This window comes from Glycomyces endophyticus (assembly GCF_039531525.1).
Lineage (GTDB): Bacteria > Actinomycetota > Actinomycetes > Mycobacteriales > Micromonosporaceae > Glycomyces > Glycomyces endophyticus.
In genome coordinates, this window is the sequence record NZ_BAAAQF010000032.1 from 1 (window position 1) to 14861 (window position 14861).

General features: G+C 74.6%; 8 protein-coding genes. 4 read left to right on the forward strand and 4 right to left on the reverse strand.

Features of this window, described 5'->3' with window-relative positions:
- The first annotated feature begins 92 nt into the window (after positions 1–92).
- From yidD to ABD419_RS23835, 4 genes are all read left to right on the forward strand, one after another.
- Positions 93–539: a membrane protein insertion efficiency factor YidD gene (gene yidD / locus ABD419_RS23820; RefSeq protein ID WP_344492257.1), complete on the forward strand. Its 447-nt coding sequence runs from the start codon at positions 93–95 to the stop codon at positions 537–539.
- Between the two features lie 22 nt (positions 540–561).
- The gene (locus ABD419_RS23825; RefSeq protein WP_344492260.1) at positions 562–798 is read left to right on the forward strand and encodes a hypothetical protein; all 237 of its coding nucleotides are present in this window, start codon (positions 562–564) and stop codon (positions 796–798) included.
- A gap of 199 nt (positions 799–997) precedes the next feature.
- Positions 998–6631, forward strand: coding sequence for a pullulanase-type alpha-1,6-glucosidase (gene pulA, locus ABD419_RS23830; protein WP_344492263.1), 5634 nt, complete (start codon positions 998–1000; stop codon positions 6629–6631).
- Positions 6632–6788: 157 nt separating this feature from the next.
- Positions 6789–7829 carry a hypothetical protein gene (locus ABD419_RS23835; RefSeq protein WP_344492266.1) on the forward strand — a complete coding sequence of 347 codons (1041 nt, stop codon included), beginning with the start codon at positions 6789–6791 and terminating at the stop codon, positions 7827–7829.
- A 59-nt stretch (positions 7830–7888) separates the two neighbouring features.
- Here ABD419_RS23835 and ABD419_RS23840 read toward each other — a convergent pair whose 3' ends face one another.
- The 4 genes from ABD419_RS23840 to ABD419_RS23855 form a co-directional block, all read right to left on the reverse strand.
- Positions 7889–10738 carry an AfsR/SARP family transcriptional regulator gene (locus ABD419_RS23840; protein WP_344492269.1) on the reverse strand — a complete coding sequence of 950 codons (2850 nt, stop codon included), beginning with the start codon at positions 10736–10738 and terminating at the stop codon, positions 7889–7891.
- An 83-nt stretch (positions 10739–10821) separates the two neighbouring features.
- Complete coding sequence (locus ABD419_RS23845) at positions 10822–11445, reverse strand: hypothetical protein (RefSeq protein WP_344492272.1); 624 nt, start codon at positions 11443–11445, stop codon at positions 10822–10824.
- A gap of 150 nt (positions 11446–11595) precedes the next feature.
- Entirely contained in the window at positions 11596–11895 is a 300-nt protein-coding gene (locus ABD419_RS23850; protein ID WP_344492275.1) for a hypothetical protein, read from the reverse strand.
- 222 nt (positions 11896–12117) lie between these two features.
- Positions 12118–14601 (reverse strand): AfsR/SARP family transcriptional regulator, encoded by a 2484-nt coding sequence (locus ABD419_RS23855; RefSeq protein ID WP_344492277.1) that lies wholly within the window; start codon positions 14599–14601, stop codon positions 12118–12120.
- Positions 14602–14861 lie beyond the last annotated feature (260 nt).

Sequence of the window (14861 nt, forward strand, 5' to 3'; positions counted from 1 at the left end):
GAGCGGCGGAGCGGCGGAGCGGCGGAGCGGCGGAGCGGCTCAAGCCGGGCGGGCGGCGCCGGAAGGTGCACGGGGCGTGTAGAACTGTCCGAGTGGAGATCTCCGGGTGCGTCAGCGTGTACGAGCCTGGCTGCGCGACCGGGTGCGGCGGGCCGCTCGAGGCCTCCTGCGGGCCCGGCGGGCCGTGCAACGCGTGCGCGGCGGCCTGCGGCGGGGCCACCGACCCCGGGCCGTACCACTCGCTCCTCATGGGCGCCTTCGGGTTCGGGCGGCTCACCCCCGAGCGGCTGGAGCGGGCCCGACTGCGCCACCGCCCCGGCCCCCGCCGGTTCGGGCTCCGGGCCATCGCCGCCTACCGCCGCCACCTCTCCCCCCGCGTCCAGGTCCAGTGCCGCTTCACCCCGAGCTGCTCGGGCTACGGCTACCGGGCCGTCTCGCGATACGGGCTGTGGACGGGCGGGCGCCTCGCGGCCGGGCGCGTCCTGCGCTGCCGACCGGGCGTGACCCGAGGCACCCGTGATCCGGTTCCCCGCCGCTGAGGCGCCCGTTAAGATCCAGGTCATGAGTGACTCGAACCTGGTGGGCCGCGAGAACGACAGCGCGCCCTCCCACAAGGCCGCCAAGACCCGCTCCCGCACGGTCAAGCCCGGACACCTGGAGATCGGTGAGTTCACCTCCGGCGTGATCGGCGCGTCGTCGCCGTTCGGGACCTCCGCGTTCCCGGTGCCGGTGAAGTCGATCTACTTCGAGCACACCCCGCCCGTGCCGACCCGCCACCTCGAGGACGAGCGCCACTAGGCCCCGTCCCCCGCACGACCACCGAAGCCCTCCGCTCCGCGGGGGGCTTCCTGCGTTCCTCCAGAACTTCCTGCTCGCAACGGATTATCAAGATGTTGTAAGGAAATTTCAGAAGTGGTATGTTCTTGCGCACACGGGGTGCGTCACCCGTCACTGGACGACCCCGACCCCCCGATCGACCCCCGGAGGATGAAGCGCAATGCCGCGTACCGCCCGAACAGCGGCGGGAGTGCTGGGCGCCGCCCTGGCCCTCACCGCCTGCACCAGCCCCGGCGACCCGCCCGACGACGGCTCCTGGACCGAGGAGCCCGCCGACTCGCAGCTCGCCGCCCTCGCCCAGGCCCCCTCGGACGGCGCCGAGCAGTTCTACTTCGTCATGACCGACCGCTTCGCCGACGGCGACGCGTCCAACAACACCGGCGGCCTCGACGGCGCCGCGGCCGAGACGGGCTACGACCCGACGCGGCGCATGTTCTACCAGGGCGGCGACCTCGCCGGGGTCGAGCAGCAGCTCGACTACATCGAGGGCCTCGGCACCACCGCGATCTGGCTGACCCCCGTCGTCGTCAACCAGCCCGTGCAGGTCTCCGAGACCTGGACCGGCGCCGGCTACCACGGCTACTGGGGCACCGACTTCACCGCCGTCGACCCGCACCTGGGCGACGACGCCGAGCTCCAGAGCCTCATCGGCGCCGCGCACGACCGCGGGATCGAGATCTACCTCGACGTCGTCGTCAACCACACCGCCGACGTGATCGAGTCCGCCGAGGACGCGGCCGGATACATGTCCAAAGAGGACTCCCCGTACACCGACGCCGAGGGCCGGGCCTTCGAGGACGCGAACTACGCCGAGTCGGGCGAGTTCCCCGCCGTCACCGCCGAGGGCGCCCCGTACACGCCCGTCCTCGAAGCGGGGGAGGAGGACGCGAAGAGCCCCGAGTGGCTCAACGACCCGACGATGTACCACAACCGCGGCGACTCGACCTACACCGGCGAGTCCTCCACGTACGGCGACTTCTCCGGCCTCGACGACCTGTGGACCGAGCGCCCCGAGGTCGTGGACGGCTGGATCGACGTCTACGCCGACTGGATCGCCGACTCCGGCGTCGACGGCTTCCGCCTCGACACCGCCAAGCACGTGAACCTCGAGTTCTGGCCCCAGTTCATGGCCGGGATCAGGGACGCCGCCGAGGCCGAGGGGATCGACTTCTTCGCGTTCGGCGAGGTCTACTCCGGCGACCCGGTGCTCACCAGCACCTATGTGCGCCAGGGCGACCTCGACGCCGTGCTCGACTTCGGGTTCCACGGCGCCGCCACCGGCTTCGCGACCGGCTCCTTCGGAGCCGAGGGCCTGGCCCAGGTCTACGAGTCCGACCCGCTGTTCACCGCCGAGGGCACCGACGCGCTCTCGATGCCCACGTTCGTCTCCAACCACGACATCGGCCGCGTCGGCCGCACCATCGTCGAGGGCTCGGACGAGGCCACCTGGACGCAGCGGGCGATCCTCGCCCAGCAGCTCATGTTCCTCACCCGCGGCCAGCCCGTCGTCTACTACGGCGACGAGCAGGGCTTCACCGGCTCCGGCGGCGACGACTACTCCCGCCAGACCATGTTCGCGTCCGAAGTGGACGAATACCTGGACGACGAGCTCATCGGCACCGACGCCACCCACGCCGACGACCACTACGACACCGGCCACCCGATCTACCAGGCGATCGCCGAGCTCGGGCAGCTCCGCAAGGACCACCCGGCCCTCGCGGACGGCACCCAGACCACCCGCGCGGCCGCGGACGGCGTGTTCGCGTTCTCGCGCATCGAGGACGCCGAGGGCGTCGAGTACCTCGTCGCCGTGTCGAACGCGACCGAGGCGCGCACGGTCGAGGTCGACACCTACTCCGACACGTTCACCGCGGTCTACGGCGACGGCGCGATCGAGGCCGCCGACGGCGCCGCCTCCATCACCGTCCCGCCGCTGTCGGCCGTCGTGTTCCGCGCCGACGAGCCCGTCGCCTCCGGCGACGCGCCGACCGTGTCCCTCACCGTCGCAGCCGAATCCGCGACCACCGCGCACGTCACCGCCGAGGTCGAGGGCGACCCGCTCGCCCGCGTCGCCTTCGCCGCGTCCGTGGACGGCGGCGACTGGGCCTACGTCGGCACCTCCCCCGGCCCCGACCACCGCGTCGCCTACGACCTCGCAGGGCTGCAAGGCGACCAGCGCGTCGAGTTCAAGGCCGTCGCGGTCGACCGGAGCGGGCGCAGTGCCGCCGCGAAGGCGACCACCGCGGTCGCCACCCCCGCGCAGGCCGGCGGCTCGCTCACCTGGGCCAACGTCCACTATAACGGCGACCCCGAGCAGTGGGGGCTGTACGTGTGGGGCGACGTGGCCGAGGAGTCGAGCACCGTCTGGCCCGAGTCGAACCCGTTCAGCGGCACCGACTCCTACGGGTCCTTCGCGCCCATCAGGCTCGCCGAGGACGCGAACGAGGTCGGGTTCCTCGTCATCGACGAGGACGGGGGCAAGGACCACCCCGCCGACCGGTCCTTCGACCCGAGCGCGACCCCCGAGATCTGGCTCGATGCGGGCACCGGCGACATCGCGTACTCGCTCGCCGAGGCCAACGGGTACGTCACCGTCCGCGCCCCCGACGACGGCACCGACTGGGGCCTGCACCTGTGGGGCGACGCCCTCGCCGACGGGGTCGAGACCGCCTGGGACGCACCGCGCCCGCCCGACGGCACCGACGAGTGGGGCCGCTACTGGCACGTGCCCGTCGACGACGTCGACGCCGCGATGGGCCTCATCGTGCACGCCGGGGACACCAAGCTCCACGACGCCGACGTGGTCCTGACGCCCTCGCGGCGCGGCGAGACCTGGGTGACCGCGGCCGGATCGCACGCCACCCAGGCCGCCGCCGACGGCAAGGCCGTCCTCCACTACCAGCGCCCCGACGGCGACCTCGACGGCTGGACCCTCCACACCTGGGAGGGCGCCGCCGAGCCCACCGACTGGAACGCCGGACTCGAACCGGTCCGCACCGACTCGTTCGGCGCCGTCTACGAAGTGGACCTCGCCGACGGCGCCGAGGCGCTCTCCTACATCCTCCACAGGGGCGACGAGAAGGACCTCCCCACCGACCAGCGGCTCGACTTCGCCGAGTACGGCCAGGAAGTGTGGCTCACCGCCGCCACCGAGGGGTACGTGCGCCCCGCCGGGGCCTCCACCGGCCGCGGCCAGGACCTCGACCTCGCACAGGAGCAGGCGGTCTGGCTCGACGCCGACACGATCGCCCTCGACACCGAAGGGACCGACGGGAAGGTCTTCGAACTGCTCGCCAGCGCGGACGGCTCGGTCGCGGTCGCCGACGGGGCCCTCACCGGGGAGTTCGAGACGATCGGGCTGACGCCGAAGGGCGGCCTCACCGAGGCGCAGCGGCAGGCGTGGCCGGCGTACTGGGGCTACGAGGCGTTCGACGTGGACGCGGACGGCGACGCGATCCGGGAGGCCCTGCGCGGGCAGCTCGTCGCGGTCGAGCGCGACCACACCGGGCTCGCCTGGTACGCGACCGGGGTGCAGACCGCGGGCGCGATCGACGACGTGTACGCGGCCGCGCTCGACGCGGACCTCGGCGTGGTGTGGAGGGGGAAGAAGCCGCAGCTGTCGCTGTGGGCCCCGACCGCGCGGTCGGTGGCGCTGGAGCTGTACGACTCCCCCGCCGACACCGCTCCCGAGCTGCACGAGATGTCGTTCTCGGAGCGGACCGGGGTGTGGACGGTCAAGGGCGCCAAGGGCTGGGACCGGAAGTACTACCGGTTCGCGGTCGAGGTGTGGCATCCGGCGTCGCAGGCGGTGGAGTCGTACTCGGTGACCGACCCGTACTCGCTGTCGCTGGCGGCCGACTCGACGCACAGCCAGATCGTGAACCTGGACGACGCGGACCTGAAGCCGCGCGGCTGGAACCGCGAGGAGGCCCCGGCCGAGGTCGATCCGGCCGCGGCGCAGGTGTGGGAGGTCCACGTGCGGGACTTCTCGGTCGCCGACATGTCGGTGGACGAGGCGCTGCGCGGGACGTACTCGGCGTTCGCCGAGGAGGACTCGGTGTCGGTGGCGCACTTGGCGGAGCTCGCGGACGCGGGTCTGAACTACGTGCACCTGCTGCCGACGTTCGACATCGCGTCGATCCCCGAGACCGGTCAGGCCACTGTGGACTGCGACCTGGACCTGATGGCGGCGAACTCGACCGAGCAGCAGGCGTGCGTGGGCGCGGTGCGCGCCGGCGACGCGTACAACTGGGGCTACGATCCCCTGCACTTCAACGTGCCGGAGGGCTCGTACGCGACCGATCCCGAAGGGGTGCAGCGCATCCTGGAGTACCGGGAGATGGTGGCGGCCCTGCACGGCCTCGGGCTGCGGGTGGTGAACGACGTGGTCTACAACCACACCGCGGCGTCGGGGACCGACGGGAAGTCGGTGCTCGACCGGGTCGTGCCCGGCTACTACCACCGGCTCGACGCGAACGGCGAGGTGTACACGTCGACGTGCTGCGCGAACACCGCGACGGAGCGGCCGATGTTCGACCGGTTCATCGTGGACTCGACCGTGCTGTGGCAGGACGCGTACCACGTGGACGGGTTCCGGTTCGACCTCATGGGGCACCACCCGAAGTCGAACCTGCTCGCGGTGCAGGCGGCCCTCGACGACGACGTGCTGCTGTACGGGGAGGGCTGGGACTTCGGCGAGGTCGCCGGGGACGCCCTGTTCGAGCAGGCGACGCAGGCGAACATGGCCGGCACCGGGATCGGGACGTTCAACGACCGGATGCGCGACGCCGTGCGCGGCGGCGGCCCGTTCGACGCGGACCCCACGGTGCAGGGCTTCGGCTCGGGCGCCTGGACCGCCGACAACGACGGCGAGGCCACCGACGCGGAGCTGGCGGCGCTGCTGCACGCGCAGGACCTGGTGAAGCTGGGCCTGGTCGGGAACCTCGCGGACTACGCGTTCACGGCGTCGGACGGGACGGAGGTGACCGGGGCCGGGCTCGACTACAACGGGGCGGCCGCCGGGTACGCCGCCGACCCGGGCGACGCGGTGAACTACGTGGACGCGCACGACAACGAGATCCTGTTCGACGCCCTCGCGTACAAGCTGGCGCCGGACACGTCGGGCGCGGACCGGGCCCGGATGCAGGTGCTGTCGCTGGCGACGGCGGTCCTCAGCCAGGGCACGGGGTTCACGACGGCGGGCAGCGAGATGCTCCGGTCGAAGTCGCTGGACCGGGACTCGTACGACTCCGGGGACTGGTTCAACGCGATCCGCTGGGACTGCGAAGGCGCCGAGGGCTTCGGGTCGTCGTCGAACGGGTTCGGGTCGGGGCTGCCGCCCGCGTGGACGACGGAGGCGAAGTGGCCGTACGCGGAGGCCGCGGTCGCCGCGGTGGACGCGCCGTCGTGCGGGGACATCGCGCTCGCCGACGAGCGGTACCTGGAGCTGCTGCGGATCGCCTCGTCGACCGGGGCGTTCAGCCTCGGCACGGGCGAGGCGGTCGCCGAGCGGGTCGCGTTCCCGCTGTCGGGGACGGCCGCGGAGGCGCCGGGCGTGATCGTGATGCGGATCGACCTGGACGGCCTGGACGACGCGTTCGACTCGGTGACGGTGGTGTTCAACGCCTCGCCGGAGGCCGTGGACCAGACGGTGCCGGAGGCGGCCGGTTCGGGCGCGGTCCTGCACCCGGTCCTGCAGGACTCGGCGGACCCGGTGTTCGCGGAGGCCGCGTTCGACGACGCGTCCGGGACGTTCACGGTGCCGGGCCGGACGGTCGCCGTGTTCGTCGGGTGACGATTCCGATCTTGACAGGTCGGTGATACTGGGGTTGAGTTTCGGATCCCTGAAGCCGGGGCGGGTGCACACCCGTCCCGGTTTAGTCTCCCCGGGGCAGGGTTTTCTCAGAAAACGCATGAAGACACCGGCGGCGGCGTCCGGATACGATCGGTCCATGACGTACCCCCCGCAAGACCCCGGCGCGGTGCCCCCGGGGGCGCCGGACCCCTACGGCCAGTCCCAGCCCGCCGCGCAGCCGCCCGCGGGAGGCTACGCGCCCGGCCAGGTGGGCCCCGACCCGTCGTACGCGCCGCCGACGACGCAGCTGCCCGCGGGCTCCCCGTACCAGCCCGACCCGAGCGCCCAGTACTACCCGCAGCAGGGCTACGACCCGAACCAGGCCTACCACCCGCAGCCGGGGTACGACCCGAACCAGCCGTACCAGGGGTACGGGCCGCCGCCGGTGCAGGCGACGACGCGCGGCGGCGGCGGGACGGCGCTGCTCGTCATCGGCGTGGTCGTGCTCATGGCGCTGGGCGCGTTCGGCGGGTACTACTTCCTCGGCCGCGACGACGGCGGCGAGGGCGAGCTCTCGGGTGCCGAGGACTCGGCCACGTCCCAGGAGGACGACCCGGGCGACGAGGGCGGCGAGTCCGGCGAGGAGTCCCCGGAGGAGGAGGCGCCCGGTCCGTCGGGCACCGGCCTCTCGGTGACGTCGCTGGGGTCGGTGACGCCGATCCCGGAGGGCGAGTGGCAGCCGTACTTCGGTCCGGGCGAGAGCAGCGAGCCGATGACGGACTCGGAGGCGTACGCGTTCTACCACACCGAGGACTGGATCTCCTTCTTCGGCGTGGGCCTGTTCTCCGGCGCGAGCGCCCAGTTCGACCCGGCGAACCTCCAGGCCAGTGCGGCGAGCGCGGCCGAGGTGTGGCTGAACGGCGCGTTCTCCTCGGTCGAGGGCTACACGATGAGCGAGATCGCCTACCAGGACGTGGAAGTCGACGGCAAGGCCGGCGTCCTGGCGACGTGGCGGAACTCGTGGACTTCCACGCCGGGCAGCACCGACACGTTCGAGGACACGGCGATCCTGGTCGTCGATGTCGACGGCGTCAACGGCTTCCTGGGCATCGCGAGCGTCGCCCAGTCGGGCACCGACTCGTACCAGTCGGCCGTGGACGCCCTCCTGGCGACGGACTTCGACGCCGAGACCGCGTAGCCGGGGACGGTGCGACCAGGGGCTCCGCCTTCGGGCGGGGCCCTTCGCCGTGTCCGGGGTCAGGTGCGGCGGTGCTCGCGGCCGCCGGAGGGCCGCAGTGTCGGGCGCCCTTCGACCGCGGTCGGGGCGGTCTCGCGGTCTTGGAGGAGGGTGCGGACGCGGTCGAGGTCGTGGGGGGTGCCGGAGTCGAGGTAGACCTGCTCGGCGGCCCGCCACCGCTCGCGGGCGGCGTCGGCGCGGCCGGTGGCGGCGAGGACGTCGCCGATGTGCTCGCCGGCCCAGGCGGCGCTGCCCGCCATGTCGAGCTCGGCGAACCCGGTCTCGGCGGTCGCGAAGCGCCGCAGGGCGTCGTCGTACCGGTGCTCGTGGAACGCGATGAGGCCGTAGCCGAGCTCGGCGTACGCGGACGCGTAGCGGCTGCCCGCCTCGGCGGCGGCGGTGCGGAGGCGGTCGAAGGCGTCGCGGGCCTCGGCGAAGCGGCCGAGGACGGCGCAGTGCCAGCCGATGAGCGCGACCGCCCGGAACTCCCAGAACCGGTCGCCGGACCGCTGGAAGTCCGCGAGGGCGCCGCGGCCGTAGTCGACGGCTTCGGCGTCGCGGCCGTCGCGGCCGGCCTGCACGGCGAGGCCGTAGCGGGCGAAGCCCTTCGCCCAGGGCTGTCCGGACGCGTCGGCGACGGCGGCGGCGCGGGCGAGGCGCCGGTCGGCGCCGGCCCGGTCGCCGCGGAGCATCGACGCGGCCGAGAGGTAGCCGTGGGCGACGACCTGCCCGAACGTGTCGCCGCGGCGGACGGCGGCGGCGAGCGCGGCGGCCTGGACGGCTTCGAGGTCGTCGACGAGTCCGGTGGCCATCGCGTACTCGGCGAGGTGCCAGGCGAGCCGCCAGGTGCCCTGGTCGCCGCCCGCGCCGCGGAGGGCGAGGCCGGCCAGGACGTCGTGCTCGCGCTCGAACCAGTCGGTGGCGTCGCGGACGGTCCGGATCGGCTCGGGGGTGACGTCGGGGACGGGCGGGGCGGGCGCGACGACGCCGCCGTGGAGGTTCCGCAGCTCGTCGGCGGCGGCGGTCGAGCGGGCGAAGTAGTCGAACAGCCGCTCCTCGGCGGCTCGGCGGCGCTCGGGGGCGACCTCGTCGGCGAGGCGTTCGCTGGCGTAGGCGCGCAGGAGGTCGTGCATGGTGTAGCGGCCTTCGCAGGGCTGCTCGATCAGGTGGACGCCGGCGAGCTCGCCCAGGGCGGTCTCGGCGTCGGCGGCCGGGCGGCCCATGAGGCTCGCCATGCCCGCGGTCGTGACCTCGCCGCCGGGGTGGAGGCCGAACAGGCGGAACGCCTGCGCCGCGGACGATCCGAGCACCTGGTAGGAGCAGGCGAACACGGAGCGCGGGTCGGAGCCGAGGTCGGTGGCGGCGAGGACCTTGAACACGTTCGTGGTCTGGTCGAGGCGGTCGGCGAGGGCGGCGATGGAGAAGGTGGGGTGCTGGGCGGCCCAGGCGCCGATGAGGGTGAGGGCGAGGGGGAGGCGGCCGCAGCCGGCGACGATGCGGCGGACGGGCTGCTCCTCCTCCATGGCGCGGGTGAGGCCGATGCGGCGCACGAGGAGCGACCAGGCGTCGGTTTCGGACATGAGGCCGAGGGGGACGGTGTCGGCGCCTTCGCCGGCGACGAGGGCGGCGAGGCGGTCGCGGCTGGTGACGAGGGTGAAGCTGCCGGGGGCGACGGGGAGGAGGGGGCGGGCCTGGGCGGCGTCGCGGGCGTTGTCGAGGACGACGAGGACGCGGCGGCGGGCGAGGACGGTGCGGTACAGGCCGATCCGCTCGTCGAGGCCGGCCGGGTGCTGGGGTGCGGGGACGCCGAGCGCGGAGAGGGCCTCGCCGAGGACCGCGGCGGGGTCGGCGCCCTCGCTGAGCGGGTCGAAGCCGCGGAGGTTGAAGTACAGCTGGCCGTCGGGGAAGCGGTGGGCGACGCGGTGCGCCCAGCGGACGGCGAGCGCGGTCTTGCCGACGCCCCCCATGCCGGTGACGACGGCGATCCCGGCTTCGTCCTCGGCGGCGTCGAGGACGTCGTCGAGGAGGCGGATCTCCTCGTCGCGGCCGGTGAACCGGGTGATGGCGCGGGGCAGGGTGGCCGGGACGAGGCGGGGCGCGGCGGTCGGGGCGGGCCCGGCGGGGGCGGGGGGCTCGTCGCGGAGGATCGCGGTGTGGAGGGCCGTGAGTTCGCGGTCGGGGTCGGCGCCGAGCGCGTCGGCGAGCCGGTGCTTCAGGGCCGCATACGCTTCGAGGGCCTCGGCGGTGCGCCCGGAGGCGTGGAGGGCCCGCATGAGGAGCCCGGTGAGGCGCTGCCGGAGGCCGTGGGTGGCGACGACCTGCCGCAGCTCCTCGACGACGTCGGCGTGGCGGCCCAGATCGAGGTCGAGGTCGAGGCGGCGTTCGAGGAGGGCGAGGCGGTGCTCGTCGTGGCGGCGGCGGATCGCCTCGACGGCGGCGCCGGACTGGTCGGCGAGGGCGGGGCCGCGCCATTCGGCGAGGGCGGCGCGGAGCGCGGCGGCGGCCTCCTCGGTGCGGCCTTCGAGGCGCAGCGCCCGGGCGCGGTCCTCGTTCGCCTTGCAGCGCAGCAGGTCCACCTCGTCGGGGGCGACGCGGAGGCGGTAGGCGCGGCCGACGGTCTCGACCCGGTCGCGGGCGGCGCCGAGCTGGCGGCGGAGGACGCCGACGGCGTTCTGGATCTGCGTCTCGGGGTCGCGCGGCAGGTCGATCCCGTAGACGGCGCGGATGAGGCTGTCGAGGGGGACGACGCTGTTGGCGTCGTCGAGGAGGATCGCCAGGATCGTCGCGGTCTTGCCGCGGGGGACGGCGGCCGGTGCGCCGTCGACGCGGACCTCCAGGGGGCCGAGCAGGCGCACGTCGAGGGTGGGCATGTCTCCGCTTTCGCTGGGAGCCGGGGGGAGTCCAGTGTCCCATAGGGGTGCGAAAGCCGCTCGCCGCGAACGCGACGCGGGGGTTACACGGTCCACTCCCAGAACGTCACGGTGATGCGGCCGGTGTCGAAGGTGCCGTCGGTGTCCTGGGAGTCGACGCGGACGGTCGCGAAGGCGCCCTCGGTGGTGTACAGGCAGCCCTCGTCGGTGGTCGGGTCCGCGGGGTCGAGCCAGAGTTCGAGGTAGGTGTGCTCGCCGATCGCGTCGGCGCAGGCGGCGAGGTCCTGCGTCTCGCCGGCGCCGGTGGTGATGGAGGCGTCCTCGGGGCCGTAGAAGATCGCGGGGGTGTCGGTGCGGCAGGAGTACCAGGAGGCGTCGACCCAGTCGTCGTACTCGTCGTGCTCGCCGTAGGACTCGTGGCGGCCGCCGTCGTCGAGGTCGATGCCCCAGGTCCAGCAGTTGCCGTCGGCGAACGTGGCGGGGAGGTCGAGCTGGAGCGAGCCGGCCTCGACCCACTCGCCCGCCTCGGGCGTCGCCCCGCCGGCGCCGGTGGTCTCGCCGATCGCGGTGGCGGGGTCGCCGGTGGGGTAGGGGGCGGGGTCGCCGGACTGGTCGATCTGGTGCTGGAGGCTGAGGTAGCCGATGACGACGCCGGCGGCGGTGAGCGCGACGCCGACGAACCACCGGAAACCGGAGGAGTCACTCATTCGCCGAGCGTAAGGACGCGGTTCCATTGCGTGGGTTCATGTATCGGTCAACCGGGTGACGGCGGAACCCGGCGTTTCGGGGAAACGTCGACAATCGCGCCGCCGACTGTCGGGTATCCGACAGTCGTGGCGGCGGGCGGCTGCGGGCGGTCAGACGAGGCGGACGGGGAACAGGACGGTCGACTCCACGACGCGGTCGCGCTCCTCGGTGCGGGCGGTGCGGCGGGGGTCGGCCATGTACGCGTCGATCGCGGCCTGGCCGGGGAACCGGTAGGTGTGGACCTCGTGGGGGTGGCCGCCGGCGCCGTCGCCGATCGCGCGGGAGACGATCTCGCCGCCGTGCTCGGGGACGAGCGCGAGGACCTCGTCCTCGTAGGCGGTCATGGCCGCCTCGGCGCCGGGGCGGGCGCGGAGGAGGCAGCACAGTTCGATCGGGGTCGGTTCGCTCATGCGGCCATCATGGCACCGGGCGGGCCGAGGCGGCCGCGGGTTTCCCGCATGCTGCCGCGAGGGCGTCCGGGCGGTGCGGCGGAGAAGCGCCCTGCGGGCGATCGCGCTGGGGCGCAGGCGCGCAGCGCGGCCGCCCGTCCCCGGCCGGGCCATCGGGACGAGTGCTGCGGCTGGGCGCGGCGGACCGGGGCACCCAGCCGAGGACCGAGGCGGTCCGGCCGTTCACTCGTCCTGGAGCGCATGGCGTCTCGCGCGGGCCCCGGCCGCGCCGCGCTGCTCGGCGGGGCCCGCCGCCGCGGCCGCGCACCGGTCGGCGAGCGCGACGGCGCGGCGCTCCCAGTGCCGGTCCCCCGCGTCGCGGAACCCGGCCTTCGCGAGCCGCGCGTCCCCGAGCGCCGCAGCGGGATCGGCCGCGACCCGGGCCCGGAGGTACGCCGCCATCGCCGCGGCCCAGGGCCCGCCGACGCGCGCCGCGAGGGCCTGCGCCCGGTCGGCGAGCGCCCGCGCCGCGTCGTCGTCGCCGTGCGCCGCGTGCCCGATCGCCAGGTACCCCAGGCAGGTCAGCTGCTCCAGGCCCTCCCCGCGCCGTTCGGCGGCGGCGAGGGCGAGCGTCTGGGCCGTGACGAGTTCGTGGCCGCCGTCGCGGTCGACCGCGCGCTCGGCGAGGACGCGCCCGAGGCGCCACACCCGCAGGTCGGCCTGGAACCCGGCCTCGATCCTCAAGAGGCCGTGAAGGACCCGGTGCTCGGCGTCGAACCAGGCGGCGGCCGCGGCGGCGTCGGGGAGCGCCTCGACCCGGACGCCGGGCGCGGCGGGCCCGGGGTCGGGGCGGTGCCCGCCGGGGCGGAGGCGGTCGTCGGCGCGGACGGCGGCGTGCAGGTAGTGCTCGAGCATCCGCAGGGCGGCCGCGCGGCGCTCGGGTTCGAGCACCTCGTCCTCGAAGCATTCGGCGGCGTAGGCGCGCAGCAGGTCGTGGATGGAGTACCGGTCGCCGGGGAGCGGTTCGACGAGGTTGATCTCGGCGAGCGACTCGAGCGCGGCCCGCGCCTCGGCGGGCGGGGCGCCCATGAGGCTCGCCATCGCGGCGGGGGTGAGGTCGGGGCCGGGGTGGAGGCCGAAGAGGCGGAACGCGGCCGCGTCCCGGTCGTCGAGGAGCTGGTAGGAGCAGTCGAAGACGGTGCGCGGGTCGGAGGCCGCGTCGGTGGAGACGAGGACGTTGAGGACGTTCGCGGCGCCCGCGAGCCGGTCGGCCAGCGCGTCGAGCGGCAGGCGGGGGTCGGCGGCGGCCCAGGAGCCGACGAGGGTGAGCGCGAGGGGGAGCCGCCCGCAGGCGTCGGCGATGCGGGCCACGGCCTCCCGGTGGGCGTCGGCGCGCTCGGGGCCGATGCGGCGGGCGAGGAGCGCCTCGGACTCCGGCACCGGCATCGGCCCCAAGTGGACGATCTCGGCGCCTTCGTTCATGTCGAGGCCCACGAGGCGGTCCCGGCTGGTCGTGATGGTGAAGCTGCCGGGGGCCGTGAGGAGGAGGGGCCGCACGTGCGCGGCGTCGCGGGCGTTGTCGAGGAGCACCAGGACGCGCCGCTGGGCGAGGATCGTCCGGTACAGGCCGGCGCGCTCGTCGAGCCCGGCGGGGACGGCGGTCGCGCCGAGGGCGGCGAGGGCCTCGGCGAGGACGTCCTCGGGGTTCGCGCCGGGGGCGGCGGGGTCGAAGCCGCGGAGGTTGAAGTACAGCTGGCCGTCGGGGAAGCGGTGGGCGACGCGGTGCGCCCAGCGGACGGCGAGCGCGGTCTTCCCGATGCCGCCCATGCCGGTGACCGCGGCGAGCCCGGCCTCGGCGCCGGCGTCCATGAGGAACCGGTCGAGGGCGCGGATCTCGGTCTCGCGGCCGGTGAAGCGGGGCGTGGCGCGCGGGAGCATCGCGGGCGCGGCGGCGGGCGGGGGCGGGGCGGGCGGCGGTCCGGCGTCGGCGGGCTCGTCGCGGAGGATCGCGGTGTGGAGGGCGGTGAGTTCGCGGTCGGGGTCGGCGCCGAGCGCGTCGGCGAGCCGGTCTTTCAGGGCCGCATACGCTTCGAGCGCTTCGGCGGTGCGCCCGGAGGCGTGGAGGGCGCGCATGAGGAGGGCGGTGAGGCGCTGGCGGGTGTCGTGGGCGGTGATGATCTGGCGCAGCTCCTCCACGGCGCCGGCGGCGCGGCCGGTGTCGATGTCGGCGTCGATGCGCTGCTCGAGGAGGGTGAGTCGGTACTCGTCGAGGCGGCGGCCGATCGCGCCGGCGGCGCGGCCGGGGAGGTCGGCGAGGGCGGGGCCGCGCCATTCGGCGAGGGCCTCGCGGAGCGCGGCGGCGGCCCCGGCGGTGTCGCCGTCGCGGCGCAGACGGCGCGCTTCGGCCTCCTTCGCCCTGCAGCGCAAGGTGTCGAGTTCGTCCTCGCCGATGCGGAAGCGGTAGGCGCGGCCGACGGTCTCGATACGGGTGCGGGCGGCGCCGAGCTGGCGGCGGAGGACGCCGACGGTGTTCTGCACCTGGGTCTCGGGGTCGAGGGGGAGGTCGTCGCCGTAGACGGCGGCGACGAGGCCGCTGATGGGGACGGCCCGGCCGGCGTCGTCGAGGAGGAGCGCGAGGATCGTGGTGGCGTTGCCCCGCGGGACGGCGGCCGGTGCGCCGTCCACGCGGACCTCCAGCGGTCCGAGCAGGCGCACGTCGAGGGCCATGGAGTCGTTTTCCTCACCGCGGGTTGGGGCTTCAGTGTCCCACAGTGGCGCGGGGCGTGTCGGCGTGACGATCCGAGGACCGATCCGTGAGGCGCCGCGCGAGGATGCGTGCAGACCGGACGAGCCGAGGAGGGGCCGCCATGGAGCGCATCGCCGTACCCGACGACTACGAGGACCGCCTGGAGGCCGCGCGCGCGGCGCTGCCGCGGCTGCCGGAGGGGCCGCTGCGCGACGGCGCCGCGCGGGTGCTGGCGGGCGCG

Coding starts and splice junctions, on each gene's coding strand:
- ABD419_RS23825 (WP_344492260.1), top strand. CDS start 562: ATGAGTGACTCGAACCTGGTGGGCCGCGAGAACGACAGCGCGCCCTCC.
- pulA (WP_344492263.1), top strand. CDS start 998: ATGCCGCGTACCGCCCGAACAGCGGCGGGAGTGCTGGGCGCCGCCCTG.
- ABD419_RS23835 (WP_344492266.1), top strand. CDS start 6,789: ATGACGTACCCCCCGCAAGACCCCGGCGCGGTGCCCCCGGGGGCGCCG.
- ABD419_RS23840 (WP_344492269.1), bottom strand. CDS start 10,738: ATGCCCACCCTCGACGTGCGCCTGCTCGGCCCCCTGGAGGTCCGCGTC.
- ABD419_RS23845 (WP_344492272.1), bottom strand. CDS start 11,445: ATGAGTGACTCCTCCGGTTTCCGGTGGTTCGTCGGCGTCGCGCTCACC.
- ABD419_RS23850 (WP_344492275.1), bottom strand. CDS start 11,895: ATGAGCGAACCGACCCCGATCGAACTGTGCTGCCTCCTCCGCGCCCGC.
- ABD419_RS23855 (WP_344492277.1), bottom strand. CDS start 14,601: ATGGCCCTCGACGTGCGCCTGCTCGGACCGCTGGAGGTCCGCGTGGAC.